Genomic DNA, 24,617 nt, shown 5'->3' with positions numbered 1-24,617 from the left:
GCGGTAATCCGGGCCGAAACTGCTCATGTAGAAATCCACGAAGGCGCCAATATCCAGGACTTCGTGATGATCCACACCGATCCGGGCAAACCGGTGATCGTGGGCGCTTATACCAGCGTCACCCATCATGTGACGCTGCACGGCTGCCGCGTGGGCGATCATTGCCTGATCGGCATCCACGCCACGGTGTACAACGGCGCGGTGGTCGGCGCCGGATCGATCGTGGGCCAGCATGCCTATCTCAAAGACCGCTTCGAGGCGCCGGAAAACAGCATCATCGTCGGCAGCCCGGCCAAGGTGATCGCCACCCGCAACAATCGCCTGCCCAACCGCATCAACGCCGAATTCTACAGGCGCAACGGCGAATGCTATCGTGATGGCAACCACCGTGCCTGGGACGGGCCGGAATTCGATAGCTGGTTTGCCGCCACCATGCAGCAGTTGCAGGGCGAGTATGCACAACCGACCACTGGCGCCTGAGCCCCGCAACCGATAAGTCCTGCGCATGAGCAAGCTTCATCTGGTGTTCGGCGGCCGCGTGGCCGATCCGCAAGTCGTGGAATTCACCGATCCCGATCATCTCGACGTTGTGGGAATTTTCCCTGATTTCAAAAGCGCCGAAACCGCATGGCGGTCCGCCGCTCAACGCACGGTGGATGATGCGACGATGAAATATGTCGTCGTTCATCTGCACAAGCTGCTGCAACCGGACGCCTGATCGCACGGCTCCCCTTCGATAAGGGAGGCTGTCACTTCACTCCCTCTCGCCCTAGATTGGGGTTCGGGGAGATGACGACATGCCGCAAGAGCTGAGCTTTGGTGCCATTCTCGATACGGTGGTTGCCGCCGCCGATCCGGCGTCGCTGGCGCTGATTCACGGCGACACGCGGCGCACGTGGGGCGAAATCGGCCCGCGCACCGCCAGCCTGGCCGCTGCCATGCGGGCGGCCGGAGCCGTCCCCGGCGATCGCTGCGCGCTGCTGATGCGCAACGGCCCGGCCTATGTGGAAGGGTTGATTGCCTGCCTGCGTGCCCGGCTGGTGCATGTGAACGTCAATTACCGTTATACCGGCGAAGAGCTGTTCTACATCCTTGAAAACAGCGATTCCGCCGTCGTGGTTTATGATGCCGAGTTCGAACCGCTGGTATCGAACATCCGCGGCCGTCTGCCAGCCAAATTGTGGCTGCAGGCCGGCGGCACCACCCCGGGTCATGCCCGGGATTTCGATACCGAGGCCGCCGCCGGCCACACGCTGGCGCCGCAGGATCATCAACCCGACGACATGCTGTTCATCTACACCGGCGGCACCACCGGCTTGCCCAAGGGCGTGATGTGGGATCAATCGGCGCTGTGGGCGCTGATGAACGCCGGCACCGCCGGGCCGCAACCCGAAGACCTCGCCGCGCATGCCGCCAACGTGCGGGCCGGCGAAGGCCGCCGCCGCGCGTTGGTGCTGCCGCCGCTGATGCACGGCACCGGGCTGATCACCGGGCTGGGCGTGCTGTGCCGGGGCGGCACCATCGTCACCCTGCCCGGCGCCAATTTCGATCCCGCCGACGCCGTTCTCACCTGTCAGCGCGAGGACTGCGATTATGCGGTGATCGTTGGCGATGCCTTTGCCCGGCCGATCCTGAAGGCACTGGATGCCGGCATCGGCGGCATTGCCACGCTGGAGGTGATGATATCATCCGGCACCATGTGGTCACCCGAAGTGAAGGCCGGGCTGCTGGGCCATGCGCCCGCCATGATGATCGTCGATTCGCTGGGCAGTTCCGAAGGCCTTGGCCTGGGCGCGGCCGCGCAAACCAAGGACAATGCCGGCGCCGCCACCAAATTCATGGCCGATGGCAACACGTTGATCATCGGGGACGACATGAAGCCGGTTCCGCCCGGCACCATGGGCCGCATCGCGCGCGGCGGGCTAATCCCGCGCGGGTACTGGAAGGATCCGGTGAAATCGGCCGCCACCTTCCCGGTAATCGACGGCGTGCGCTATTCCATCCCCGGCGATTTCGCCATCATCGAACTTGATGGCAGCTTCACCCTGCTTGGGCGCGGCAGCCAATGCATCAACACCGCCGGCGAAAAAGTGTTTCCCGAAGAGGTGGAGGAAATGCTCAAAACCCACCCCGCAATCGAAGACGCATTGGTATTTGGTTTGCCCGATGAAAAATGGGGCCAATGCGTGACCGCCGTGGTGGAAGCTCACATGGCCGTGAACGCGGAGGAATTGCGCGCCCACGTGCGGCAGCATCTGGCCGGCTACAAGACACCCAAGACCGTGCACATCGTGGCCAAGGTACCGCGCGCGCCGAATGGCAAGGCGGATTATGCGGCGGCCAAGGCGATGGTGACGGGGTAGCAACGCAGCCTGAAACCGTCGCACCTCATCCGCTGATGCCGAGCATGACGAAGCACCTACCCGACAGCATGGCTTTTGCTCAGCGTTGCGACGCCATTCGCCTCCCCGGTGAGGATGACTGAATTCGCGGTCTTTTTCAGCAGGCTGCGGCGGTGATCACGGCGCATGCGCCGGCAACCTGCATCACGCGATCAGCCCAGTTCTCGCGACCGGGCGGCGGCGGCTGCAACCACCTCGGTCAGCAGCGGCGTCAGGCCGGGCATCAGCACCGAAAGGCCCGCCGCCGTGGTGCCGCCCGGCGAGGTAACGCGTTCGCGCAGGCTGGCAGGCGGGGCGGCACCATCCTGCGCGGCCAGTGCGGCCGCGCCGATCAGCGTCTGGCGGGCAAGGCGCATCGCCATTGCTGGCTCAAGGCCCGCCGCTTCACCGGCTGCCGCCAGCGCCTCGATGAAGTGAAACACATAGGCCGGGCCAGATCCGGAAACGGCCGTAACGGCATCGAACTGGGCTTCATCGGATAGCCAGATCGTCTGGCCTACGGGCTGGAACAATGCTTCGGCGGCGCCCTGCACGATATCGCCGTCGCGGGTGAACAGCGCGGTGGCGCCCTGCCCTACGGCTGCCGGCGTGTTGGGCATGGCACGCACTATGCCGGCGCCGGGGAACAGCCGCGCCAGATCGGCGGTGGAAACGCCGGCCATCACCGAAATCACCAGTGTCAGCGGGCCCAGCCGGCCCGCCAGCGGCAGCACCGCCTGTTGCCAGGCCTGCGGCTTTACCGCCAGCACGACGACGTCAGGCTTGCCGCCCGCCGGCGGACGCGCCAGCGCTTCCACGCCCGGCGGCAACGCGCGCGCAGCCGGATCAATCACTGTCACTGGCCCCAGCCCTTCGGCCAGCCAGCGCCGCAGCAGCGCTCCGCCCATGTTGCCGCAGCCGATCAACCAGATCGGCGCCCCGATCTGTACGTCGCCCGTCATTTTTGCCCCCAGAAGGCCTGAATCAGGCCCGAATCACGCTTCGCCGGCCGTTTCGATCAGCGCCGCCGCCATTGCTTCGGTCGGGCTTTGCCCAGCCAGCACCAATTGGAACACCGGATAATAGCGCTCGAATTCCTCAACCGCAGCATCGGTAAGGATCTCGGCCTGCGCCGGCGACAGGTCGCCGCCGTCTTCGGCATCATCATCGGCGAGCAACGTGGCATGGCGGAACAAGATCATGCCATCGGCCGACCACAGCTCGAAATGGCCCATCCACAATTGTTCGTTGACCAGGCCAATGGCTTCGTACACCGCCGGCCGGCAGTTATCGCCCGCGGACAGATCGGCTTGGGCGATGATCTGCAACACCCGGTCTTCGCCGCGCCAGAGCGCGCGCAGCTGGTAGGTGCACCAGCCGCCTTTAACCGTGGTGATGATTTCCTCATCGCCCACCCGTTCGGATGCCCAGCCGTTGGCATCGAACAGTTGTTCGAGAAGATCGATCGGGGCGGGTTCGCCCGCAGCATAATCAATTTCGGAAAAGCTCATCGTGCCTCTCCCTTACCGGCCACGGCCCAAGCTGTGCAACCCCTGCCGATTCGGCAAGGGCATCCCGCGCAAAATCTTGTGGATATCAGGCTTGTGCCCCACCAGATTTGCGAATGTTCTCCGCGGCTGTCTCTGCGGCCGACTCCGCGGCTGTCTCTGCGGCCAGCTCCGCCTTGAGCGCGGCGATCTCGGCTTTCAGTGCCTCCACCTCGGCACGGGCGGTGGCGGCCATCGCTTTCACGGCGTCGAATTCGTCGCGGGTGATATCGCCGGCACCGACGAAATCCTTCATGCGTTCGCGCGCCAACCCGGAAAATTCGCGGCTGGCGCCGGCCAGCGTACCCATGGCGGCGGTGGCGACCTTCGACAGGTCTTCAAACAATTTGTTGTCGTTCTGCATGGTTCAAATTCCCAGTTGCATGGCATCGGCCATGGGATTGAGCATCATGATGGAAATATTTAACGCGCCGGCAAAGCACAGCCACGCCAGATAAGGCAGCATCAGCCAGCCCGCCACCCGGTTGACGCGCCAGAAACTCCACGTGGTCGCGGTGGCCACCACCAGCATCACAGCGATGATCGCCAGCGCTGCCGAAATCATGTGCAGGCGGAAAAATACCGGCGACCAGGTGAGATTGATGGCAAAGCCGACGGCAAACAGCGCGATTGCCAGCCGCTTGACCTGCGCCTGTTTGGTGCCCCACACCATGGCAAAGGCAACGCCGATCAGCGTATACAGCATGGCCCAGGCGATGCCGAACAATGGCCCCGGCGGCTGGAACACCGGCAGCGTGAGCGTTTGGTACCAGGCGTTGGTTTCAGTCGATCCAGAGATGCGCGCCGCAAGCCCGCCCATCAGCAGGATTGCCGGCACCGCCACAAGCCCCGCGCGCACGAAGCTGCCCGCGGAAAACCACGTTTGCGGTGATTCAAGGGACTCGGCATCAGACATGCCTGCCTTAGTAGCCTGTTGCCCAGCCGCGCGCTACATTCACGGCATGGTGGTGAATGACGCAGCGCAGGCGAAACCGCGCTAACCGCTGCGCTGCGCTCCGATCAGAAATTCCACATTGCCTTCCGGCCCGGTGATCGGGCTGGTGGTGAGGCCCTCCACACGCCAGCCCTGCCCGTCCAGCCAGGCCGCCACCTCGCGGCACACGCGTTCGCGCACCGCCTCGTCCCGCACCACGCCGCCTTTGCCCACATCCGCCCGCCCGGCTTCGAATTGCGGCTTGATCAACGCCAGCAGCCGCGCGCCGGGCCTGGCAAATCCCATCGGCACGGGCAGCACCTTCATCAGGCTGATGAAACTGGCATCACACACGATCAGATCAATCGGCTCCGGAATATGCGCCGCCGTCAGCAGCCGGGCCGACAATTGTTCCAGCACCACGACGCGCGCATCCTGCCGCAATTTCCACGCCAACTGGTTGGTGCCGCTGTCGACCGCGTAAACCCTTGGCGCGCCGCGGCTCAGCAGCACATCGGTAAAGCCGCCGGTGGAACTGCCGACATCGATGGCAACGGCGCCCGCCACATCCCAGCCGAAATGCGTCAGGCCATGATCCAGCTTGATGCCGCCGCGCGACACCCACGGGTGATCGCGGCCCTTCACCTCCAGCGGCGCATCGGCCGCCAGTGTTTCGCCGGATTTGGCGATCTTGCGGTCCCCCGAAAACACCAGCCCCGCCATCACCAGCGCCTGCGCGCGCGTGCGGCTTTCGGCCAGCCCGCGCTCCACCAGCAATTGATCGGCGCGGGTTTTGGCCGGCTTCACCCCTAAACTCACCACGCCGTTTGCAGCTCGACCACCATCACCTCGATGGGCTCACCGCCCACATTCACATCCTGATGCAACGTCTTGGGATTGGCCGGCAACCAATACGCCTTGCCGGTTTCCCATTTCTGGATATTTGCCTGACCGGTTTCTTCCAATATGTTCATGGTGCCGCCCTTCAGCGCGATGAGCACGCGCGGATGATCGTGGCGGTGCAGCGGCAATGGATTGCCAGCCGCAATCACGCTGCGCCACACCTTCACCTCTGCGTTGGCGAATTGCGGCGTCCGCCCCGTCGTCGCGGCCGCCTGCGCATAGGCCAGGCCAGCGCCGAATCCGGCCAGCGCGATGCCGGCGCCGATTGCGATTGTTTTCAGCATGATTCGCCTCCCCTCGGGCCGCATCCGCAAGCATGTCAGCCCGATCCTTGTTAGACGAAGCCTGCCGCAGACGCTATGCGCGGCCAATGGTTCGTTTTGCGTTCAATATCCGCGCCCGCGACGGCAAGGCACGTACCGGCAGCATCACCATGCGCCGCGGCGAAATCCGCACGCCGGCGTTCATGCCGGTGGGCACCGCCGCCACAGTGAAGGCGCTGCGTGCGTCCGAAGTGCGTGCCGCCGGCGCCGATATCATTCTGGGCAACACCTATCACCTGATGCTGCGCCCCACCGCCGAGCGTATTGCCCGCCTCGGCGGCCTGCACGCGTTCATGGGCTGGGATCGCCCGATCCTCACCGACAGCGGCGGCTATCAGGTGATGAGCCTGTCCAGCCTGACCAAGCGCAGCGAAGACGGCGTCACCTTTGCCAGCCATCTGGATGGCAGCCGGCACCTCATGAGCCCGGAACGATCGATGGAAATCCAGCGCTTGCTGGGCAGCGATATCGTGATGGCGTTCGATGAACTCGTCGCCCTGCCCGCGCCCCGCGACGTGGTGAAAGACGCCATGGACCGTTCGATGCGCTGGGCTGCGCGCAGCCGCGCGGCGTTCGATGCCGGCGGTGATCATGCGGCGGGCGCGGCGTTGTTCGGCATCCAGCAGGGCGGGCTCGATGAACGGCTGCGCGCCGAATCCGCCGCCGCGCTGCGCGCCATTGGTTTTGATGGTTATGCCATCGGCGGGCTGGCGGTGGGCGAAGGCCAGCCAGCGATGTTCGGCGTGCTGGATTATGCCACAGATCAGTTGCCGCAAGACGCCCCGCGCTATCTGATGGGCGTCGGCAAGCCCGATGACATCGTGGGCGCAGTGGTGCGCGGGGTGGACATGTTCGATTGCGTGCTGCCCACCCGCTCGGGCCGCAACGGCCAAGCGTTTACGCACGATGGCCCGCTCAATCTGCGCAACGCCGTGCACGGCGAAGATTTGCGCCCGCTGGATGCGGATTGCCGCTGCCCGGTGTGCCATGGGCCGGAAGCCGCCAGCCGCGCCTATCTCCATCACCTGATCAAGGCCGGCGAGATGCTGGGAGCGATGCTGCTGACCCAGCACAACATCGGCTTTTATCAGCAATTGATGGCCAATCTGCGCGCCGCCATTGCCAATCAGCAGCTTGGCGGTTTCGCTGCCGCTTTCCTCGCGCGCTACAACGCCAGAAGCCGCTGACCAAAGCCCGCACAAACGGCTGCGCCCCGACCTGTCAAGGCCGGGGCGAGCCGATGTGGATTGGGGTGCGCCCGCGAACGAACGCCCACATCGGAAAAGCGAATGGCCGGGCTGATACGCCGCCCGGCCCTCGCTTTATCAGAACTGCACAACCACGCCGCCGCGGACACCGTGATCCTTGAGGGCCTTGCCGAGCTGGCCGCGGTAGCCAAAGTCGATCTGCACGTTCGTGCCAATCTGGCCCGACGCAATCAGCCCAAGGGCCGCGACGTCACGTTCGAACGGCACGCCGGCGACGCGCATGGCCGGGCCGGCGAGCAGGTTGAAGTCGATCGGCGTCTTGAAGCTGCCGCCGCTGATGCGCCGGTACCCAGCCTCGGCGGTCAACCCGAAATTGCCGTTGCCCAAAGGCAGGCCGTATTTCAGACGGGCGCCAAGCGTGCTCACGAAGAAGTCCTCGCTGATCCGTCCCGTCGACGTCAGCCGTGCCGCGCCGCCCACTTCCCGGATGCCATCTGTCGATACATCGACATAGGCCGCCTGAGCAAAAGGCTCGAACGCCGCCTGGCCGAAGCCCCAGCGATAGGCCACTTCCCCGAACAACTGGGTGACATTGGCCTGATAGACAGCCGTCAGCGTGTCGGTGAAGCCGGGGATGCTGACAGTGCGGCGCGTGTCCATGTTGCGCCACATGTGCACCAGACTGGCACTGGCGATCAGATTGCCCGTCTGCATCCCGGCATAGGCACCAACATGGAGATCATCGGTGGTGGCCCGGCTGCCGCGCCCGGCAACGTCGATGGTGGCGCTGCCATAACCGGCCAGCGCGCCGACAGCCCAATTGTCGCCGCGCAGCACGTCATAGCCCAAGAAGAAACCACCGATATCGCGCTGCACCTTGGCGGCGTTGCCGTCACCACTGGTGCGGCCCCAGCTGCCATAGGCGCTCATCCACAGGCCGCGCCGGCTGTCGTCCGGCGATTGCAGATGCGCGCTCACCGCTTCGCGAACAAAGCGGGTGTCCTGCACGGTCTGCCCGCGGGCGCTGGCATGGATTTCGCCGGAGATCTGGTCGAACGCCGCCTGCGCCTGCGCATCGTTGTCGAGATAGGCAATGGCCGTATACAGCGCGCCGTTGCCGGCACTGTCGGCCCCGCCTGCCGCTGCCCGCTGGTTACGGGTGCCCGCTGCGCTGGCAAAGCTGCTGGTCTGCCGCACGCCAAGGTAGATGTTGTTGGCATCCAGTTCCTGCGCCATATCAATGAAGCGCGACACGCGGGTATCGCCGGTGAGCGCGGCAAAGCTGCCGGTACGGCCGCCGCCTTCGCCGCTGGTCGTGGTGAGCACGGTGTAAAGTGTGTCCAGCACATAGCGCGGCGCATCGGTTTTGGTAACGCGCAGCACGGTGCCAGCCGCGATATTGGCCGAGCCGGTGATGGCAATGCGATCGGATGTGCCGGTGCTGGTTACATCCACGGCATAAAGGGAACCGGTCTGGAACACGCCGCCTCCCGTACTGGCAAGCGTTCCGACACCCATGCCGGGTGCAACGGTGGTGCCAGTGGCCGCCACAAAGCCGCCAATGGTGCCCGTGCCCGACAGCGTTCCGGCGTTGAGCAGCGCCTGGCTGCCCAGCGTACCGGTAACATTCAGGCCGCCGCCATTGACCAGGAATTGGCCGGTAGCCGGATTGGCCCCGGCGATGGTGAGAACCCCCGCACCGGTTTTGGTGGTGGTGCCGGTGCCCGAAAGCAGATTGCCCAGGGTTTGCGCCGTGGCCACATCGAGGATCAGGCCGGCGTTGTTGGTGATGCCGCCGGAGCCGAAAGCACCGATCACGCCGCGCAGTGTGCCCGCCGAAATGACGGTGTCGCCGGCATAATCATTGGCGGCGTTGGTCAGCACCAGCGTGCCTGCGCCCAGTTTGGCCAGCGCCGCAGCGCCAGTCAGCCTGGCGCCGATGGTGGCGGTGTTTTCTCCGCCATTGACGGTGAATTCGGCTGCACTGCCCGTCAGCGTGATCGGATCGCCAACGATGCTGTAACCGTTCACGTTGAAGGTCATGCCGGTGACCGCAACCGGGCCATCGGCATTGGACACGGTTACCACACCGCCGGTGCCGCCAAAGATGACGGTGGACGGTTGCGGGTTGTTCACCCCGTTTTCAATGCCGGCTTCGTTGGTGAAATTGGTGGTGGCCGTGGTCCAGGTGCCGGCGCCGCCTTCGACGATGCTGTTGTTGGCCGCCCCGGCGCCATCCCAATAAGCGCGCACGCCGGTCACCGGCGGCGGCGGGGGCGGGGGCGGGGGCGGGGGCGGCGAGGCGCCGGGCGAGAAAGCCGCGCCGCCATAGGTGAAATAACTGTCGAAATTGTCGAAGCCCGACAGCAACAGTTGAAACGGGTTGTCTGCGATAATGCTGAATGCGCCCAGTTTCAGCGACACATCGATATTGCCAAAGCTGAAAAGGGTGCTGCCCAGAACCGAGAACCCGGCGGTATCAGGTGCCGTGCCATCAAGTCGCAAAGTGCCCAGATCGGTCGTTCGGATCACGATCGACACAAAATCGGTTGGAAAATCCTGCGTACCCGAGGGCGAGGCAAACACATAGGATTTCAGCCATTGATCGGAACCGGGCACGATCACCATGGCAGGATCGGTGTTGGCTCCCGCCTGGCCCTGGCCAATCAGATACTGCGCCAGCAGGATCGGCTTGGTGGCGATCAGTTCAACACCGCCCGCCACGCGGCCCTCAAAGAACTGGCCAGCGTTCAGCGTGGCGACCAGAGCACCATTGGCGCGCACTTCGGTGGCATCCTGCGTGGCGACGGCGCGATACACGTTGCCCTGCGTGCCAGTGCGCGGAGTTTGCGCCAGCAGATAAGTCGAACTGAGTTTGTCGACGCTGGGCACCTGTTCGACGATATGATCGCACGCGGAAACGCCGGTGGGGATATTGGTGCAGGCGTTGCCCGAAAACACCGCAATCGGCTTGTCAGACAGCACGCGGCTGCCGGTGAGTTCACGACTGTCAGTGAACATGTAGGTCTGGCCGGCGTTGAGCGTGACTTGGAACTCCGCGCTGCCAATCGGACGGAAGGTCACCACCGTGTTGTCGGCGGCGGCCTGTACCGAAATCTGATCGTTGCGGATATTCTGGTAGCCAGCGGTGAAATGGTCGGTGCCCAGACGATCGCCGTCGATCAGATAGGTCATGTCAGTCGAGGCGGTGCGGCGGTTAAGATAGTAGCCGCTGAGCGCCGATTCAGAGATGATCTTGAAACCCTTGTTCTCCACCGTGGCGTTGCCCAACTCGTTCGACAGCGGCAGATCGATGACCGCAAAGCCGGAGGCGCCCAGGGTGAAATTGTTGGAAAATCCAACGCCGTTGGTGATGCTGCCGGTGGCGCCAGCCTGACCGAACACGAATACGGACCGCGATCCACCAGTATCGATGTTCGGATTCATTTGAAAATACAGGGTGTTGGCGGATGCCGGCAGCGCCAGGCCCATCGCCAGTGCGGCCATGGCGGCCGACGCGAAAAATCGCTTGTTCATATGTTCCCCCAATTGGAACGATGATGCGGTTCGTTGACCGCGGGCGTGCGACCGTTATGGGCCAGATGTACATCCGGAACGGCGGTAATAATTGTAAATTTTCGACTAAAATAGGTTACACTTGGCCAAGGATACCGGTCCGGCTGGCGGCATAAGGCGCGGGGTCGAGCGCCGGGCTGTTGCCCAACAGCAGCGCCGCGCACATGCGCCCGGCGGCCGGCGCCGTCTGAATGCCGAAACCGCCCTGCCCCGCACACCAGAACAGGCCATCGGCCGCGCTATCAAAGCCGAAGATCGGCAGCCGATCGGGCGCAAAGGTGCGCAGGCCGGCCCAGCTCGATTCAAGTCGCTTCACCTGCACTGTGGTTGCCTGCTCGAACCGGTCGATGACGATGGCAAGATCCATCTCGTCCGGGCGGACGTCGTGCGGCACATCCGGTATCTCGTCGTGCGGCGACAGCCACAGCCGGCTGCCATCGGGCTTGAAATAAAATTGCTCGGCGGCATCCATCACCACCATCATGTCGGCCGGCGGCGGCGGATCGATGCGCAACACCGCCATCGTGCGGCGCAGCGGCATCAGCCCGCGTGGGCGTGCACCGGCCAGCGCCGCCAGCCCATCGGCCCACGCCCCGGCAGCGTTGACAAGAGTGGCAGCGGTGAAATCCCCGGCCTTGGTCGCGATGCGCCAGCGCCCGCCCTGCCGGTCAAGCGCCGTCACTTCGGCATTGCAGATCAGCGTGGGCCTTGCATCGCCGCAACCCCGCAGGAAGCCCTGGTGCAGGCCAGCAACATCGATGTCGTGGCAATCAGGCTCCACCAGGCCGCGCCGCCGCCATTCCGGGCGCAGCATGGCACCTGTCGGCAGCGCCGCCATCTGATCCGCATCCAGCCAATGATAGGCAACCCCGCCGCTGTCCAATTCGGCCGCCAGCCGATCAAGCCCGCCCTGATCATCCGGCCCTTCGATGAACAGATCGGGCCGATGTTCGAGCAGCGTACCAAAACCTTCTGGCGGCGCCCCGAAAAATGCCCGGCTGGCCTTTGACAGCGGCACGATGCCCGGCCCGCCATAGCTTTCCACCCACACCGCCGCCGATCGGCCGGTGGTGTGATAGCCGGGGCGTTCCTCCATCTCGATCAACGCAATCCGCAAATTCGGCGCCCCTTCCAGCAAGGCCCAGGCAGTGCTGGCCCCGGCAATGCCGGCGCCGATGATGGCAATGTCGAAATCGGTGGTCATGATGGTTCACCAAAGAACGCCAGCATGCGGGCCAGCACCTCGCTGCGCAAGGGTTCGGACTCACGCAGCAATTCGTGGCCGGCGCCGGGATAGGCAATCGTTTCGCCGTCGGGGATGCGCGCGATCAGGCGGCGCGTGGCCTTGCTGTCCACCAGGCCGTCACGTTCGGGGATCAGCGCCAGCACCGGCACCGCAATCGCTTCGGGCACGCCGCGCGCGGCCAGCGTGTCGATGCTGGCAAAGGCATCATGCAGCCAGCCCCACGTAACGCTGCCCAACGCCAACGCGGGCAATTGGCCGACCCACCAGCTTTCATCGATATACCGCTCGGTATCGCTGGTCAGCAGTTTCTGGCGCTCGCTGCCGGGCACGCCGGGTTCATACGGGCCGCCGCCCAGCACATAATCGCCGCCCCGGTGCCATTTGACCAGCCGTGCCGCCAGCCGTCGCGCAAGGCCCGGACCCAGCGGCCCGGCCGCCAGCCCCAGCATCGGCGCCAGCACTGCCGCCCGCAAAATGCCGCCGCGCCCGGCCGCAAGATGGCGCAGCACGAGGTGCCCGCCCATCGAATGCGCCGCTGCCAGCACGGGGCCGCCAGTGCGCGCCACGCTCCAGTTCACCAGTTCGGCCAGATCATCCAGCCACACATCAAACCCCGGCCCAGCCCCAGTTGGTGATGCACCGTGCATCGGCGTTTTGCCCACGCGGCGCGACAGTCCCTGCCCGCGCCAATCGAAAACCGTCACGCCCCAGCCGGCATCCACCAGATCGTGCAGCGTTTCGGCATATTTCTCGGCGAAATCGCCGCGGCCCGTCACCATCAGCACATGGCCCCCGGCTGAATCGCGCTGCGGATCACGCCGCGCCCAATGTTCCAGCCGCACCGGCCAGCCATCACGCAGCGGCAGGAACAGCCGTTCGCCGCCTGCCGGCAAGCTGCGCCGGCGCATCCACGGGTCGATCTGGGGCACATGATCCATCATCCACTCCGATAATGAAGTTTCGGGCCGCTTGCCAGCACCTTGGACAGCGGCGTAGCGTGGCAGGCGATGCACCCTGCCCTGAAATTGCTCGCCGGCCTGGCCGCCACCATCGTGCTGGCGCGCGGCGCGGCGCTGCTTCACGGCCAGGCGGTGATGGCCGAACTCGGCGGCGCGGCAGCCAGCGCCATGCGCGCGCACGGCGTGGTGGATGGCAGCGTCAGCTTCCGCCAGCCATCCCGCCTTGTTTCCCGCGTCGCCCGCCTGTCAGGCACCGCCAGCCCTGCCGCCCGCGCCGCCGTGATCGCCGATCTGAAACGCCACCCCGGCATCGCCGATGCAATCTGGAGCCCGCGATGATCTGGCTGTTTGGCGAAATCTGGGCTTGGGTGCTGGTCGGCTTTGGCGTGGGCCTGGCAACCGGCTGGTGGCTGTGGAAACGCTGATCAGCCCCGCTTCAACGCCGCCTGCGCCGCTGCCAGCCGCGCGATGGGCACGCGGTAGGGTGAACAGCTCACATAATCCAGCCCCAGCCGCTCGCAAAACAGGATGGAGGCCGGATCGCCGCCGTGTTCACCGCAAATGCCCAGCTTGAGACCGGGCTTGGCGGCACGGCCGCGTTCGGCCGCCAGCGCCACCAGTTCGCCCACGCCCTCTTCATCAATCGAAACAAAAGGGTCCTTGGGATAGATGCCCATTTCCACATACGGCCCCATGAAGCGGGCTGAATCATCGCGGCTGATGCCCAGCGTCGTCTGCGTCAGATCGTTGGTGCCAAAGCTGAAAAACTGCGCGTGGGCGGCGATTTCCGCAGCGCGCAGGGCGGCGCGCGGCAATTCGATCATGGTGCCAACCAGGTAATCCAGCGTGGTGCCGGTTTCGGCAAACACCGCTGCTGCCTCGGCGTCGATGGCGGCCTTGGTCAGCTCCAGTTCGCGCGGCGCTGCCACCAGCGGCACCATCACTTCGGGCACCACGGCCTCGCCGGTTTCCTGCACCACCATCACGGCGGCTTCGAAAATGGCGCGGGCCTGCATGGCATAGATTTCAGGGTAGGTGATGCCCAGCCGGCAGCCGCGGTGGCCCAGCATCGGGTTAAATTCATGCAACTCGTTGATGCGCCTGCGCACCAGCGTTTCCGGCAGGCCCGTGGCGGCCGCAACATCGGCAAAGCCGGCATCATCATGCGGCAAAAATTCGTGCAGCGGCGGATCGAGCAAACGGATCGTCACCGGCAGGCCAGCCATCACCCGGAAGATTTCGGCAAAATCGGCCCGCTGTTCGGGCAGCAGTTCGGCCAGCGCCGCCGCGCGCCCGGCGGTATCCTCGGCCAAAATCATGCGGCGCACCGCCGTGATGCGGCTGGGTTCGAAAAACATGTGTTCGGTGCGGCACAGGCCGATGCCTTCGGCACCAAACTGGCGGGCCACGCGGCAATCGGCCGGCGTTTCGGCGTTTGTGCGCACCTTCAGCCGGCGGTGCTTGTCCGCCCACACCATCAATATGCCGAAATCGCCCGACAGGTCGGGGTCCACGGTCGGCACATCGCCCAGCATGACGTCGCCGGTGGCGCCGTCGATGGTGATGCGGTCGCCTTCCTTGATGACGCGGCCGCCGGTGCTCATCGCCCGGGCCACCAGGTCGATGCTGATGCCGCCGGCGCCGGAAACGCACGGGCGGCCCATGCCGCGCGCCACCACGGCGGCATGGCTGGTCATGCCGCCGCGCGCCGTCAGGATGCCGCGCGCGGCGTGCATGCCGTGAATGTCTTCAGGGCTGGTTTCGGTGCGCACCAGAATCACCGCTTCGCCGGCCCGCGCTTTCACTTCGGCGCTGTCGCTGTCGAACACCACGGCACCGCTGGCGGCACCGGGGCTGGCCGGCAGGCCGCGCGCAATCACGTCGCGCGGGGCCTTGGGATCAAGCGTGGGGTGCAGCAACTGGTCCATCGCGGCGGCATCCACCCGCAGCACGGCTTCGGATTCGGTGATCAGGCCTTCGTCCACCATGTCCACCGCGATCTTCAGCGCCGCCTTGGCTGTGCGCTTGCCGCTGCGCGTTTGCAGCATCCACAGGCGGTTGTCCTGCACCGTGAATTCGATGTCCTGCATGTCGCGGTAATGGCCCTCGAGCAGATCGAAGGTGCGGCCCAGTTCGGCAAAAACCACTGGCATGGCCTCTTCCATCGAAGCCGCCTTGGCACCGGCCTTCACCCGCGCGGCCCGCGTCAGATATTGCGGTGTGCGAATGCCGGCCACCACGTCTTCACCCTGGGCATTGATCAGATATTCGCCGTACCAGGCCTTTTCCCCGGTGCTGGGATCGCGGGTGAACGCCACGCCCGTGGCCGAGGTGTCGCCCAGATTGCCGAACACCATCGCCTGCACGTTCACCGCCGTGCCCCAGTTTTCGGGAATATCGTTCAGCCGGCGGTAAGTGCGCGCCCTGTCGCTGCGCCACGAACCGAACACCGCACCAATCGCACCCCACAATTGTTCGTGCGGGTCCTGCGGGAACGGACGCCCCAGCGCCGCCTCGACGATAGCCATATAGCGCGCAACAAGCTTTTTCAGATCATCGGCATCCAGCCCGGTATCTTGCGTTACGCCCTTGTCTTCCTTGGCGATTTCCAATGCGTCTTCAAAGGCATAATGGTCCAGCCCCAGCACCACATCGCCGTACATCTGAATGAACCGGCGATACGAATCCCACGCAAACCGCGGATTGCCCGACGCAGCGGCAAGGCCGGCCACGGTCGCATCATTCAGCCCAAGGTTGAGCACCGTGTCCATCATCCCCGGCATCGACACCCGCGCGCCGGAGCGGACGGAAACGAGCAGCGGATCAGCCGCATCACCGAAAATCTTGCCCGTAACGCCTTCGACGAATTTCAGCGCATCAAGCACTTCGGCCTGCACGCTGTCCGGCAGCCGGCCGCCAGCATCATAAAACGCCGCGCACACCGGCGTCGAAATGGTCAGCCCCGGCGGCACCGGCAGGCCGATACCGGCCATTTCGGCCAGGTTGGCACCCTTGCCGCCCAGCAATTCCTTTTGGCGGGCATCGCCTTCGGCCGTGCCGCCACCAAACCGGAAAACTGATTTCATTGCGCCCACACTCCAAAATACCCACTGTCAGGCACAGCCCCGCCCGCTTCCCGCAAGGGGGAGAATATGCCTAACCCTCGATCTTCGAAAAATCCGCCACGCCGTGCACTGCACCACGGAACCGCGCCAACAAGGCCAATCGCCGCGCCCGAATGCCGGGATCGGGATCGTTGACCATCACATCGGTGAAGAACGCATCGACCGGGCTCCGCAAGGAAGCGAGCGCTGCCATGGCATCGGTGAAGCGCTCGTCTGCCACGGCTTGTTTGGCGGTAGGCAGCGCGGTCGCCAACGCGGACGCAAGCAGGGCTTCAGCCCCCTCGCCTTCACTGGTGGCCGGATCGCCGATGCCGTCCTTCTCCGCCGCTTTCAGGATATTGGCGGCGCGCTTGTACCCGGCGAGCAGGTTGGCGCCGTCCTCGGTCTCCACAAACGCTTGCAACGCCTTAACGCGGGCCAGCAGGCGGACGAGATCATCCTCTTCACCCAAAGCGAACACAGCGTCGATGAGGTCATGGCGCACACCGGCTTCGCGCTGCTGGACTTTGAGGCGGTCGGCAAAAAACTCCATCACGTCAGAGGCATCCGGTGTAAATTCGTTCAGGGTTTGGTCAATCTTGCCGATTGCTTCTGCAACTAATTTGTCTGGAGTAATTTCAACTAAATCGCCGCTTTGCGTTGTAATTATAATTTTCAATGCATCTTCGCCTAAACGAACTGTCTGCAATTCGTCAATTCCAAGCGGCTTTCCGCTTTGAGTTGCGACGCTACCAAACTTACGTAACTGCGCAGAAAGTTGTTGAAGAAGATCTGCACGAATTATTCCGATTGGTTGACGCAAGTTCATTTGTAGACAACTTGCCGATATAACTTCGATCGCACCTAGTGTTGCGCGGCGTATCGCGTAGGGATCACGCGAGCCAGTTGGCTTTTCGCGAATGGCAAAAAAGCAGCCAATGGTGTCCAGCTTGTCAGCCAGCGCCACCGCCACACTCACCGGCGCGGTAGGCACATCATCGCCCTGCCCCACTGGCTTGTAATGGTCGCGCAATGCATCGGCGATTGCGGGGTCGATGCCGATGGCCAGCGCCAGATAGCGGCCGATCTGGCCTTGCACTTCCGGGAACTCACCCACCGTGGCGGAGACGAGATCGGCCTTGGCCAGTCGCGCCGCCTGTTCGGCCTGCGCCGGATCGGCCGGCACCGCGCCACTTTCGCACAGCCACCGGGCAAGTGCGGCTACGCGCTCGACCTTTTCGGCCAGTGTGCCGAGCTTTTCGTGGAACACGATATCATTCAGCTTGGGCAGGAACACGCCTAAGCCTTCTGGCGAATTATTCACCGCAGCCACGTCCTGTTCCCAGAAAAACCGCGCGTCGGACAGGCGGGCGGAGAGCACGCGCTGGTTGCCGTGGGTGATGGCAGCCCCTCCGTCGGTCGCCTCCAGATTGGCGACGCAGACGAAGGCAGGGGCCAGCGCGCCGGCCGCATCCGACAGCGCGAAATATTTCTGGTTGGTGCGCATGGTGAGCACGATCACCTCACGCGGAACCGACAGGAAATCCGGATCGAACCGCCCCAGCAGCGGCACCGGCCATTCGGTGAGGCCGGCGTTTTCAGCCACCAGGCCAGCATCGGGAATGAGCGTCAGCCCGGCTTCGGCGGCCAGTTCGGCGGCGCGCGCTGCAATGATCTGGCGGCGCTCCGCCGAGGAAGCCAGCACGTGCGCCGCGCGCAATTGGTCCAAATAGGTCGCGGCGCTGGTGATGCTCAGCACGCCCGGCGCATGAACGCGGTGCCCGCTCGTGTCACGGCCCGATGTCAGGCCGTGCGCTTCACACGCCACCACGTCGCCATCGAGCAGCGCGACGATGCCGGTGAGCGGCCGCACCCAGCGCGGCGCGGCGGCGCTATGGCTGGCAGCGCCCCAGCGCATCGATTTGGGCCAGGCAAATTCGCGGACGATCTGCGGGATCATCTCGGCGAGGATTGCAGCCGCCGTGCGGCCTTCGCGGCGCAGCATGGCAAACAGAACGGCGCCCTTGCCGGTATCACGCTCTTCGAGCTGATCGCGGGTCAGCCCGGTCTTTTTCAGAAAACCGTCAATCGCCTGTGCCGGAGCATCGGCGCGCGGGCCTTTCAGCTCCTCGGCGCTGCCGGCGCTGGCAGCGGCGACATCGTCGGCAATCAGCCACAGCCGGCGCGGCGTGGCGTCCGCCGTCACCGCCCCGTGCGCCAGCCCGGCAGCCTTCAGCGCGTCAGTGAACCGGGTTTGCAGTTGGGTCGCGGCCGCAGCCTGCATGCGCGCCGGGATTTCTTCGGACTGAAGTTCAAGGACAAACTTCATTTGCCCTGCTCCACCCAGCAATCCGCCACAGCCTTCACCAGATCGCGCACGCGGCCGATATAGGCCTGGCGTTCCGCCACCGAAATCACGCCGCGCGCGTTGAGCAAATTGAACAAATGGCTGGCCTTGATCGCCTGGTCATACGCCGGCAACGGCAGCCCACGACCCACCAGCGCCCGGCATTCGTCGGCCACATCCTTGAAATGCTGGAACAGCTTCTCGGTGTTCGCCGCCTCGAAATTATAGGCGCTGAACTGCTGTTCGTTCTTGAGGAACACATCACCATAGGTCACGCCATCGTCATTGTAGGCCAGATCGTAAATGCTCTCGACGCCCTGGATATACATGGCCAGGCGTTCGAGGCCGTAGGTGAGCTCGCCCGCAACCGGCGCGCATTCATGGCCGGCAACCTGCTGGAAATAGGTGAACTGGCTCACTTCCATGCCGTCGCACCACACTTCCCAGCCCAGCCCCCACGCGCCCAGCGTCGGGCTTTCCCAATCATCCTCCACAAACCGCACGTCGTGTTTGGCGCGGTCGATGCCGATGGCATCAAGGCTGCCCAGATAAAGCCCGATGAGGTCGGCCGGGCTGGGTTTGAGGATGACCTGAAACTGGTAATAATGCTGCAACCGGTTGGGGTTTTCGCCATAGCGCCCATCCGAAGGTCGCCGGCTGGGCTGCACATAACACGCCTTCCAATGGCCAGGCCCAAGGCTGCGCAGCGTGGTGGCGGGGTGGAAAGTGCCCGCCCCCACTTCCAGATCATGAGGCTGCAGGATCACGCAGCCGTGGCCGCCCCAATAATGCTGGAGCGTGAGGATCATCGACTGGAAGGAAAGTGGCTTGGTCACGTGTGGGCCATAGCGGGCGCGGGCTTGGCAGGTCAATCAGCGAGCAGCCAATCGAGGATGGCCTTGTCGTCTGCCGGATCGATCGGCGCGGCATAGACAGTGCGCATCTTGGCGATGGTTTCGCCCCACTGCTCCCGGGTCAGGCGCGGCTGCGCCGTGATCATCGCGGCCGAATGGCAGGCCAGGCAATTGCCGTTGGCGGCATCTGCCGACACGCCGTAGCGTTCCGGCAGCAGGCCTTCGGCATCGGGCAGCACAACCGACAGCCGTTTGGAGGGCGGCGCGGCGGCAACAAGCGCCAACGCGCCAAGGGCAACAACAAGGCGCATCAGCCAATCTCCACACGCACCGGATCGACGCCGGCGCGGTTATACCCCGACGGGTTCCAGTTCTGACCCGGCGGCTGGCTCACCCCGGCGGCGTTTGTCGCCCGCGCCAGCACCACGTGCCGGCCCGGCGCCAGCGCCAGCGCCCCCCGGAAACGGCGAAACGCATAGCGGCCATGATCGGGGCCAAGCTGCACCGGCACCCAATTGCGGCCACCGTCAGCCGAAAGCTCCACCATTTTCACCCCCTGATCGCCGCCCAGCGCGACGCCTTGCACCGGAGTGAAGGTGCGCGGTGGCAGCTTGGCGCCATCGACCATGTTGGTGATGATGGCGCGCGGGCGCATGATGCTGACCGGCACGCGCGGGCCAGCCGGAGCACCCGGCGCGATATCGGCCAGTGCATTGGCGGGCTGCAGATAAGCCTTTGCCATCCAGAAACCCGCATCCGGCTTGTCGAGCACCGTGATGCTGTCGAGCATCTTCACCCAATAAGTCGAATACCATCCCGGCACCACCAGCCGCAGCGGGAAGCCGTTGAGCAGCGGCAGCGCCTGCCCGTTCATGCCCCAGGCGATCAGCACGTCATCGCTCAACGCGTGATCGATCGGCAGCGATTTTTCGTAATCCGGCGCACCGTCGTTCACCGGCGCATCCAGCCCGCCAAAGCGCACCGCCGCCGCGCCGCCCTTCACGCCGGCCAGCGCCAGCACGTCTTTCAGCCGCACGCCTTCCCACAGCGCATTGCCCATCGCACCATTGCCCCACTGCGCGCCGACCATGCGGGGATTGAACAAGCCGCGGCCATTGCCGGCGCACTGGTTCACCGCCGCCAGCGACACCCGCGGCAGCCGCGCCAGATCGGCCAGCGACAGGCTCAGCGGTTTGCCGACATGGCCGCCGATACGCAGCCGGTGGCGGGCAGGATCAATGCTGACCGGGAACGGATAATGCCAGCGCACGAAAAAACGATCGTTGGGCGTGAAATCATGCGCATCAAACACCGAAATCGGCGTTTCCAGCAACGGCGGATTGCTGCGTTGCAGGATCATTTCGCCCTTTTGCGGAAACGCGCGGGTGGTCGGGCGCAGGGCGTTGTCGGCAAACCCCAGATCCACCCGCGCCGCAGCGGGCGCGGCGAGCGCGGAGGCGATAAGGGCGCGGCGGGTGAACATGGGGGGAGGTGTAGCCCGCTACTGGGTTTGACGCCAGTTAGGCCCCGTGAAGGATATGCATCACATCGCCATCCGCAACCACATATTCCTTGCCCTCCGCCCGGAGCCGGCCCGCGTCCTTGGCGGCATTTTCGCCGCCCAGCGTGACATAGTCGTCATACGAAATGGTTTCGGCGCGGATGAACTTCTTTTCAAAATCACCGTGGATTTCGCCGGCAGCCTGCGGCGCGCGTGAACCCAATTTCACGGTCCAGGCGCGGGCTTCCTTGGGGCCAACGGTGAAGAAGGTAATGAGGCCAAGCAATTCGTATGCCGCCCGCACGACGCGGGTGAGGCCGGTTTCGGCCAGGCCCAGGCTTTCCAGATATTCCTGCCGGTCGGCTGGCTCCATCGTGGCGATCTCGGCTTCGATGGCGGCGGAAACCACCACGGCCTTGGCACCGATGCCGGCAGCCATCTTCGCCACCGCTTCGCTCAGCGCATTGCCGGTGGCGGCGCTGGCTTCTTCGACGTTGCACACATACAGCACCGGCTTGGTGGTGAGCAGCTGCGCGTTTTTCAGGGCGCGGGCTTCGTCCTCGTCCTTGGGCTGCGTGAGGCGGGCGGGCTTGCCGGCCTGGAGCAGTTCCAGCGCCTGGCCCAGCACAGCGGCCTGCACCTTGGCATCCTTGTCGCCCTGCGCGGCTTTCTTGATCAGCTGCGGCACGCGCTTTTCCAGGCTTTCGAGGTCGGCCAGCATCAGCTCGGTCTCGACCGTTTCGGCGTCTTCCACCGGATCGACCTTGCCGGCAACATGGGTAACGTCGTCATCGATGAAGCAGCGCAGCACGTGGGCGATGGCATCGGTTTCGCGGATGTTGGCGAGAAACTGGTTGCCCAGGCCCTCCCCCTTCGATGCGCCCTTCACGAGCCCGGCGATATCGGTGAAACCCAGCTGCGTTTCGATGATCTTCTGGCTTTTGGCGATGGCAGCCAGCGTGCCGATGCGCGGGTCGGGCACGGCGACATTGCCGACATTGGGCTCGATCGTGCAAAACGGATAATTGGCCGCCTGCGCCGCCGCTGTCTGCGTGAGCGCGTTGAACAGGGTGGATTTGCCGACATTGGGCAGGCCGACGATACCGACGCGGATGGGCATGGGATGATGGTTCCGGATGGGAAAAAGGAGATGCGCGCTCTCTAGTGCGCGAAGGTCAGGGCTGCAACCGCAGCGCGATGTCGGACAGATAACGCGCTTCGTCGCCCGCCAGCAGCGTGGGCAGTTCAGCGGCCAGCACGCCCAGAATATCGGCCAGTGGGTCCATTTCTACCTTGGCGAAATTCCCCAGCACATGCCCGGTCACCCGGTCCTTGTGGCCCGGATGGCCGATGCCGATGCGCACGCGCCGCCAATCGGGGCCAAGGTGCGCGTCGATGGACCGGATGCCGTTGTGGCCAGCCGCGCCGCCGCCCTGTTTGGTCTTCAGCTTGAACGGGGCAAGATCAAGCTCGTCGTAAAACACGCTGAGCACGTCGGCCGGATCAAGCTTGTAGAAACGCCCCGCCTCGGCAACGCTGCGCCCGCTTTCATTCATGAAGGTGGCGGGCTTCAGCAGCAGCACCTTGTCGCTGCCGATGCGGCCTTCGGCGGCCATGCCCTGAAAGCGCGGTTTGAACGGGCCGATGGTCCAGCGTGCTGCAATGGCATCGATGGCCATGAAGCCGACATTGTGCCGGTGCAGCGCGTATTGCGCGCCCGGATTGCCAAGGCCGACCAGTATCTGCATCGGCGCCCCTGAAATTCCAACCGGCAGTGTGTGCCAAACAGGCAAACGGGGCAAGAGATTGCTCCCCTGCCCCACTGCAATTCGCGGCTGATGCCAAAGTGCTTACGCAGCTTCGGTCGCGGCTTCGCCATCTTCGCTGATCATTGCCTTGGGGGCGACGATGGTGGCGATGGTCAGGCCGGTTTCGCGGCCATGCGGCTTCACACCGTCCGGCAGCTTCACGTCGGAAAGGTGGATCGCAGCGCCAACCTGCAGGCCGGCCAGGCTGATGGTCACCTCATCCGGGATGGCATCGGGAGCGCAATCCAGCTTCAATTCGTGCGCAACGATGTTGAGCATCGCGCCGGTCTTGATGGCCGAAAGTTCCTGATCAACAAAATGCACCGGCACGGTCACGGTGACGATTTCATTGCCGGTAAGGCGCAGGAAATCGACATGGATCGGGCGATCCGAAACCGGGTGAAAGGCGACATCGCGCGGCAAAGTGCGGACGACGGCGCCATCAAGCTCCAGCTCGACGATGGCATTCATGAAATGGCCAGTGTGCAACTGGCGCATGAGGATTTTTTCCTCGATGTGGATGGTCGTTGCGGCTTCGCCCGCACCATAGATCACGGCCGGGACTCGGCCTTCGCGGCGGATCGCGCGGGAGGCTCCCTTGCCTGCCTTGGCGCGAAGTTCAGCCACGAGCTTGAAAGTTTCGCTCATTGCTTGCTCCTGATAGTGTCAATCGCGGTGCCGCCCCGCCTCCAGGGATGCGAAAATGGGCAACGGCTCCGCGAAGGGGCGCGTTAGGGGATGCCGGGGAAAAAGGCAAGTACCGCGTCAGGCACGGCGGGTTCAGGATGCGGCGTTGTCGGTATAACTGTCGATCTTCAGTTGCCCGCCCGCTTCGACCAGCACAAACAATTCCATAGCTGGTCCGCGTTCATAGCGGGCCGACCACGCGATGGTGGTGCGGCCATCATCGCGGCTGATGCCGAAAAGTTCGCCGCCAACGTACCGCCCGCGGCGCAAGGTGATGGCGCGGAACGCCCGTGCCGTCGCGCCGCCAGGGCGCAGATCGCGGGTGGACGGGCTGAGCAGGCCATCGATGGCGGCCCAGTCCCCGGCGTTCAGCGCGGCGTGAAAACGGTCCACCACGGCACGGCTGGCCGGCTCATCCGGGCCGGAACAGGCCGCCAGCGCCGCGGCGACGGCAAGTGGAGCCAGCCCCCACCTCATTGCACCCGCCGCACCTTGATCCCGCGCGCCTTCAGCAGGGCGATCAGGCTGTGCGGCCCGGCCATGTGGGCCGCGCCCACCGCCATGAAGCGCCGGCCCGGCTGTTTCAGCGCCGCCTGCACCCAATCGGCCCAAGCCGCGTTGCGGTCGCGAAACAGCCGGCGCTCCAGCTCCGGTGACAGGCTGGCATCGTCGAAATCCTTCAGGATGCGGTCCACATCGCCGGCCGCCCACGCCGCAACCAGCCCCCGCATCTGCTCCGCCGTCTTGCCGGCATCGCTGATCGCCGAAGCCAGCAGCAACCGCTGATCGGCTTCGGGCAGTTCATCAAACAGCGCCAGTTGCCCGCGCGCGGTTTCTAGGCCGACCAGCGGCTTGCCGGCGCCGCGGGCATGGGCAATCAGCATGACATCCACCCCCGCCGCCGGATCGAGCCCGGCGCGCGCCACCTCGATCTGCACCAGCGTGAGCGCGGCCAGCCAGGTTTCCATGGCATCGAGCGCGCCCGGCGGCAGCCCGGCCTGTTTCAGCAGCGCATCGGCCTGCGGCTTGAGTTCGGCCGGCAACCGGCTGGCCAGCGCAGCCGGTGTCCTGAGCATCCCCAATTCCGTGACAACGGCGCGCATCGCCGCCGGATCACCTGCGGGCACGATTTCCACCACCAGCGTGCCGGCGCGGCGCAAGGCCCGGGCGGCCTGCGGGGTGAACCAGTCCTGCCCCTTTGGCAGCGCGTGGATGGTGCCATACAGCGTGATCTGGCGC

General features: G+C 64.8%; 24 protein-coding genes. 5 read left to right on the top strand and 19 right to left on the bottom strand.

Annotation, left to right across the window (positions count from 1 at the left end; genetic code table 11):
* The 3 genes from ACESL8_RS09695 to ACESL8_RS09685 form a co-directional block, all read left to right on the top strand.
* A partial coding sequence (locus ACESL8_RS09695; protein ID WP_372918254.1) for a gamma carbonic anhydrase family protein occupies nucleotides 1-480 on the top strand: 480 nt, incomplete at its 5' end.
* A 25-nt stretch (nucleotides 481-505) separates the two neighbouring features.
* Nucleotides 506-718, top strand: a complete 213-nt coding sequence (locus ACESL8_RS09690; RefSeq protein WP_372918252.1) for a DUF4170 domain-containing protein — start codon at nucleotides 506-508, stop codon at nucleotides 716-718.
* 79 nt (nucleotides 719-797) lie between these two features.
* Nucleotides 798-2,363, top strand: a complete 1,566-nt coding sequence (locus ACESL8_RS09685) for an AMP-binding protein (RefSeq protein ID WP_372918250.1) — start codon at nucleotides 798-800, stop codon at nucleotides 2,361-2,363.
* A 191-nt stretch (nucleotides 2,364-2,554) separates the two neighbouring features.
* On the opposite strand, the gene proC is transcribed toward ACESL8_RS09685, so the two are convergent.
* The 6 genes from proC to ACESL8_RS09655 all read right to left on the bottom strand — a co-directional run bounded on the left by proC (nucleotide 2,555) and on the right by ACESL8_RS09655 (nucleotide 6,049).
* Nucleotides 2,555-3,343, bottom strand: coding sequence for a pyrroline-5-carboxylate reductase (gene proC, locus ACESL8_RS09680; RefSeq protein ID WP_372918248.1), 789 nt, complete (start codon nucleotides 3,341-3,343; stop codon nucleotides 2,555-2,557).
* A 33-nt stretch (nucleotides 3,344-3,376) separates the two neighbouring features.
* Nucleotides 3,377-3,892 carry a YbjN domain-containing protein gene (locus ACESL8_RS09675; RefSeq protein ID WP_372918246.1) on the bottom strand — a complete coding sequence of 172 codons (516 nt, stop codon included), beginning with the start codon at nucleotides 3,890-3,892 and terminating at the stop codon, nucleotides 3,377-3,379.
* Nucleotides 3,893-3,977: 85 nt separating this feature from the next.
* The gene (locus ACESL8_RS09670) at nucleotides 3,978-4,292 is read right to left on the bottom strand and encodes an accessory factor UbiK family protein (protein WP_372918244.1); all 315 of its coding nucleotides are present in this window, start codon (nucleotides 4,290-4,292) and stop codon (nucleotides 3,978-3,980) included.
* 3 nt (nucleotides 4,293-4,295) lie between these two features.
* Nucleotides 4,296-4,787: a TspO/MBR family protein gene (locus tag ACESL8_RS09665; protein ID WP_372918242.1), complete on the bottom strand. Its 492-nt coding sequence runs from the start codon at nucleotides 4,785-4,787 to the stop codon at nucleotides 4,296-4,298.
* Nucleotides 4,788-4,925: 138 nt separating this feature from the next.
* Nucleotides 4,926-5,669, bottom strand: coding sequence for a TlyA family RNA methyltransferase (locus ACESL8_RS09660; protein ID WP_372918240.1), 744 nt, complete (start codon nucleotides 5,667-5,669; stop codon nucleotides 4,926-4,928).
* 8 nt (nucleotides 5,670-5,677) lie between these two features.
* Nucleotides 5,678-6,049, bottom strand: coding sequence for a hypothetical protein (locus tag ACESL8_RS09655; RefSeq protein WP_372918238.1), 372 nt, complete (start codon nucleotides 6,047-6,049; stop codon nucleotides 5,678-5,680).
* 86 nt (nucleotides 6,050-6,135) lie between these two features.
* Here ACESL8_RS09655 and tgt point away from each other — a divergent pair, with 86 nt between their 5' ends.
* Nucleotides 6,136-7,275: a tRNA guanosine(34) transglycosylase Tgt gene (gene tgt / locus ACESL8_RS09650; RefSeq protein ID WP_372918236.1), complete on the top strand. Its 1,140-nt coding sequence runs from the start codon at nucleotides 6,136-6,138 to the stop codon at nucleotides 7,273-7,275.
* 138 nt (nucleotides 7,276-7,413) lie between these two features.
* Here the strand turns inward: tgt and ACESL8_RS09645 are convergent, their stop codons facing one another.
* From ACESL8_RS09645 to ACESL8_RS09635, 3 genes are all read right to left on the bottom strand, one after another.
* Nucleotides 7,414-10,833 (bottom strand): autotransporter domain-containing protein, encoded by a 3,420-nt coding sequence (locus ACESL8_RS09645; RefSeq protein WP_372918234.1) that lies wholly within the window; start codon nucleotides 10,831-10,833, stop codon nucleotides 7,414-7,416.
* Between the two features lie 115 nt (nucleotides 10,834-10,948).
* A complete protein-coding gene (locus tag ACESL8_RS09640; protein ID WP_372918232.1) occupies nucleotides 10,949-12,076 on the bottom strand; it encodes an NAD(P)/FAD-dependent oxidoreductase in 1,128 nt (375 codons plus the stop codon).
* The gene (locus ACESL8_RS09635) at nucleotides 12,073-13,059 is read right to left on the bottom strand and encodes an alpha/beta hydrolase (RefSeq protein WP_372918230.1); all 987 of its coding nucleotides are present in this window, start codon (nucleotides 13,057-13,059) and stop codon (nucleotides 12,073-12,075) included. Before ACESL8_RS09635 ends, ACESL8_RS09640 begins: the two co-directional genes overlap by 4 nt.
* Nucleotides 13,060-13,125: 66 nt before the next feature.
* Here ACESL8_RS09635 and ACESL8_RS09630 point away from each other — a divergent pair, with 66 nt between their 5' ends.
* On the top strand, nucleotides 13,126-13,416 hold the full coding sequence (locus ACESL8_RS09630) for a hypothetical protein (RefSeq protein ID WP_372918228.1): 291 nt from the start codon (nucleotides 13,126-13,128) through the stop codon (nucleotides 13,414-13,416).
* 86 nt (nucleotides 13,417-13,502) lie between these two features.
* Here the strand turns inward: ACESL8_RS09630 and ppdK are convergent, their stop codons facing one another.
* The 10 genes from ppdK to ACESL8_RS09580 form a co-directional block, all read right to left on the bottom strand.
* Entirely contained in the window at nucleotides 13,503-16,163 is a 2,661-nt protein-coding gene (gene ppdK / locus ACESL8_RS09625; protein ID WP_372918226.1) for a pyruvate, phosphate dikinase, read from the bottom strand.
* 70 nt (nucleotides 16,164-16,233) lie between these two features.
* Nucleotides 16,234-18,510: a glycine--tRNA ligase subunit beta gene (gene glyS / locus ACESL8_RS09620; protein WP_372918224.1), complete on the bottom strand. Its 2,277-nt coding sequence runs from the start codon at nucleotides 18,508-18,510 to the stop codon at nucleotides 16,234-16,236.
* Entirely contained in the window at nucleotides 18,507-19,364 is an 858-nt protein-coding gene (locus ACESL8_RS09615; RefSeq protein WP_372918222.1) for a glycine--tRNA ligase subunit alpha, read from the bottom strand. Before ACESL8_RS09615 ends, glyS begins: the two co-directional genes overlap by 4 nt.
* 32 nt (nucleotides 19,365-19,396) lie before the next feature.
* Nucleotides 19,397-19,693 carry a cytochrome c gene (locus tag ACESL8_RS09610; protein WP_372918220.1) on the bottom strand — a complete coding sequence of 99 codons (297 nt, stop codon included), beginning with the start codon at nucleotides 19,691-19,693 and terminating at the stop codon, nucleotides 19,397-19,399.
* The gene (locus ACESL8_RS09605; RefSeq protein ID WP_372918218.1) at nucleotides 19,693-20,865 is read right to left on the bottom strand and encodes a molybdopterin-dependent oxidoreductase; all 1,173 of its coding nucleotides are present in this window, start codon (nucleotides 20,863-20,865) and stop codon (nucleotides 19,693-19,695) included. Before ACESL8_RS09605 ends, ACESL8_RS09610 begins: the two co-directional genes overlap by 1 nt.
* A 37-nt stretch (nucleotides 20,866-20,902) precedes the next feature.
* A complete protein-coding gene (ychF, locus tag ACESL8_RS09600; RefSeq protein WP_372918216.1) occupies nucleotides 20,903-22,003 on the bottom strand; it encodes a redox-regulated ATPase YchF in 1,101 nt (366 codons plus the stop codon).
* A gap of 55 nt (nucleotides 22,004-22,058) precedes the next feature.
* Nucleotides 22,059-22,631 carry an aminoacyl-tRNA hydrolase gene (gene pth, locus ACESL8_RS09595; RefSeq protein WP_372918214.1) on the bottom strand — a complete coding sequence of 191 codons (573 nt, stop codon included), beginning with the start codon at nucleotides 22,629-22,631 and terminating at the stop codon, nucleotides 22,059-22,061.
* A gap of 102 nt (nucleotides 22,632-22,733) precedes the next feature.
* Nucleotides 22,734-23,339, bottom strand: a complete 606-nt coding sequence (locus ACESL8_RS09590; protein WP_372918212.1) for a 50S ribosomal protein L25/general stress protein Ctc — start codon at nucleotides 23,337-23,339, stop codon at nucleotides 22,734-22,736.
* 132 nt (nucleotides 23,340-23,471) lie between these two features.
* Nucleotides 23,472-23,855, bottom strand: a complete 384-nt coding sequence (locus ACESL8_RS09585) for a hypothetical protein (protein WP_372918210.1) — start codon at nucleotides 23,853-23,855, stop codon at nucleotides 23,472-23,474.
* Nucleotides 23,852-24,617 (bottom strand): TraB/GumN family protein (locus tag ACESL8_RS09580; protein WP_372918208.1); only part of this gene is annotated, 766 nt, incomplete at its 5' end. The genes ACESL8_RS09585 and ACESL8_RS09580, both read right to left, overlap by 4 nt.

The organism is Sandarakinorhabdus sp. (assembly GCF_041689835.1).
Taxonomy (GTDB): Bacteria; Pseudomonadota; Alphaproteobacteria; order Sphingomonadales; family Sphingomonadaceae; genus Sandarakinorhabdus.
Note: the sequence above shows the minus strand (reverse complement) of the source record. Positions and strands in the feature narration are given on the sequence as shown.

What these genes read in the sequence shown, in the direction of transcription:
- ACESL8_RS09690 (WP_372918252.1), top strand. Translation starts at nt 506, where the DNA reads ATGAGCAAGCTTCATCTGGTGTTCGGCGGCCGCGTGGCCGATCCGCAA.
- pth (WP_372918214.1), bottom strand. Translation starts at nt 22,631, where the DNA reads ATGCAGATACTGGTCGGCCTTGGCAATCCGGGCGCGCAATACGCGCTG.
- ACESL8_RS09585 (WP_372918210.1), bottom strand. Translation starts at nt 23,855, where the DNA reads ATGAGGTGGGGGCTGGCTCCACTTGCCGTCGCCGCGGCGCTGGCGGCC.
- tgt (WP_372918236.1), top strand. Translation starts at nt 6,136, where the DNA reads ATGGTTCGTTTTGCGTTCAATATCCGCGCCCGCGACGGCAAGGCACGT.
- ACESL8_RS09670 (WP_372918244.1), bottom strand. Translation starts at nt 4,292, where the DNA reads ATGCAGAACGACAACAAATTGTTTGAAGACCTGTCGAAGGTCGCCACC.
- ACESL8_RS09640 (WP_372918232.1), bottom strand. Translation starts at nt 12,076, where the DNA reads ATGACCACCGATTTCGACATTGCCATCATCGGCGCCGGCATTGCCGGG.
- ppdK (WP_372918226.1), bottom strand. Translation starts at nt 16,163, where the DNA reads ATGAAATCAGTTTTCCGGTTTGGTGGCGGCACGGCCGAAGGCGATGCC.
- ACESL8_RS09610 (WP_372918220.1), bottom strand. Translation starts at nt 19,693, where the DNA reads ATGCGCCTTGTTGTTGCCCTTGGCGCGTTGGCGCTTGTTGCCGCCGCG.
- ACESL8_RS09630 (WP_372918228.1), top strand. Translation starts at nt 13,126, where the DNA reads ATGCACCCTGCCCTGAAATTGCTCGCCGGCCTGGCCGCCACCATCGTG.
- ACESL8_RS09645 (WP_372918234.1), bottom strand. Translation starts at nt 10,833, where the DNA reads ATGAACAAGCGATTTTTCGCGTCGGCCGCCATGGCCGCACTGGCGATG.
- ACESL8_RS09675 (WP_372918246.1), bottom strand. Translation starts at nt 3,892, where the DNA reads ATGAGCTTTTCCGAAATTGATTATGCTGCGGGCGAACCCGCCCCGATC.
- ACESL8_RS09685 (WP_372918250.1), top strand. Translation starts at nt 798, where the DNA reads ATGCCGCAAGAGCTGAGCTTTGGTGCCATTCTCGATACGGTGGTTGCC.
- ACESL8_RS09605 (WP_372918218.1), bottom strand. Translation starts at nt 20,865, where the DNA reads ATGTTCACCCGCCGCGCCCTTATCGCCTCCGCGCTCGCCGCGCCCGCT.
- ACESL8_RS09590 (WP_372918212.1), bottom strand. Translation starts at nt 23,339, where the DNA reads ATGAGCGAAACTTTCAAGCTCGTGGCTGAACTTCGCGCCAAGGCAGGC.
- glyS (WP_372918224.1), bottom strand. Translation starts at nt 18,510, where the DNA reads ATGAAGTTTGTCCTTGAACTTCAGTCCGAAGAAATCCCGGCGCGCATG.
- ychF (WP_372918216.1), bottom strand. Translation starts at nt 22,003, where the DNA reads ATGCCCATCCGCGTCGGTATCGTCGGCCTGCCCAATGTCGGCAAATCC.
- ACESL8_RS09655 (WP_372918238.1), bottom strand. Translation starts at nt 6,049, where the DNA reads ATGCTGAAAACAATCGCAATCGGCGCCGGCATCGCGCTGGCCGGATTC.
- ACESL8_RS09635 (WP_372918230.1), bottom strand. Translation starts at nt 13,059, where the DNA reads ATGATGGATCATGTGCCCCAGATCGACCCGTGGATGCGCCGGCGCAGC.
- proC (WP_372918248.1), bottom strand. Translation starts at nt 3,343, where the DNA reads ATGACGGGCGACGTACAGATCGGGGCGCCGATCTGGTTGATCGGCTGC.